Origin of the sequence: Vibrio sp. 10N.222.54.A3, from assembly GCF_041474095.1 — a bacterium.
GTDB classification, from domain to species: Bacteria; Pseudomonadota; Gammaproteobacteria; order Enterobacterales; family Vibrionaceae; genus Vibrio; species Vibrio crassostreae_C.
This window is the reverse complement of the sequence record NZ_JBFRTN010000025.1, coordinates 91,217-92,560: the sequence shown is the minus strand read 5'-3', so window position 1 is coordinate 92,560 and position 1,344 is coordinate 91,217. Positions and strand designations below refer to the sequence as shown.

Annotated in this window: 1 protein-coding gene; it reads right to left on the bottom strand. The window is 46.9% G+C overall.

What is annotated here, in order from left to right; all coding sequences use genetic code 11:
- Window positions 1–284: 284 nt before the first annotated feature.
- Window positions 285–1,344, bottom strand: a 1,060-nt coding sequence (locus AB4507_RS07995) for a YfcC family protein (protein WP_372182499.1), incomplete at its 5' end; no start/stop codon positions are given.

Sequence of the window (1,344 nt, the reverse complement as noted above, 5' to 3'; positions counted from 1 at the left end):
CTCTAATAAGTGACTAAGTATTTATCTAAATATAGTAGCGATGAATATTTGATTTTTAATTAACCTTAGTATCGATATTTAAAGGTTATCTTTGCTTTCTAGCAAGTGTCTCAGCTCGTTTAGGCTTTGCGGCTTTGATAGGTAGATAGATTAATAGAGTGGCTTTAAATGATGCGTGTGCAGCTTGTGAGGGTGTTTCGATGGAAGGGTTTTGTTGGTCATCGATAGTGACAAAAAAAGCCGCTAGAAAGCGGCTTTGAGTGAGAAAGTGAGGTGTGTAGGTTTTAGATAAGCGCACCAATACTCAGAACAATGATGCAGAACACCATCAAGATACCGACTAGTGGCATTACCCATTTAACCCAGCGTACATAAGGGACGCGAGCAATCGCCAAGCCACCCATCACCACCGCGGAGGTTGGCGTAATTAGGTTCACCAAGCCAGATGCTGATTGGTACGCAGTGATAACCAGGTCACGACCTACGCCAGCAAAGTCAGCCAGTGGTGCCATGATTGGCATGGTAAGTACCGCCAAGCCAGAGGTCGATGGAACTAAGAACGACAGTAGAATCTCTAAGAAGAACATCACGTTAATGAAGATAACCGAAGAAAGCCCCGTTACCATTTGTTCTGCAGAGAAGAGAATGGTATCGGTGATCATACCGCGGTCCATCACCACTACGATACCACGTGCAATACCTATGATAAGCGCAACACCAAGTAGGTCACGGGCACCATCAATAAAGCTGGTGGTAAACTCTTCTTCGCTCATACGAGCCACAATACCGACGATGATGGTTGCTGCTAAGAACATTGCAGAGATCTCTGCCATCCACCACCCAGCAACGGATACACCGTAAATCATTACCGCGAATGAACCACCAAAAATGGTCAGAATCAGTTTACGAGTTGCGGTGAATTCCAGTTTTTCGCCACTTGCGTTGCCAAGGAAGTGCGCTTTGTTCTCTTCGTATTTGTCGTACACAATGGATTTGCTTGGATCGGCTTGAACCATTCTTGCGTAGCGCATCACGTAGGCGACACAGATACCCCAACCAATAATCAACATCGCAATACGCAACACGATACCGTCGGTAAATGGAATGCCAGAGGCGTTGGCAGCGATCACGGTTGCGAATGGGTTAATGGTTGAACCTAGCACCCCAATCCCTGCGCCAAGTAGTACCGTCGCAGCAGCCACCAGAGGGTCAAAGCGAGCAGCCATCATTACAGGCACCAACAATGTATAGAATGGTAGTGATTCTTCCGCCATGCCGTAGACAGTACCGCCTGCGGCGAACAGTGCCATCAGTATTGGTATCATCAACTCTTCTCGCCCTTCT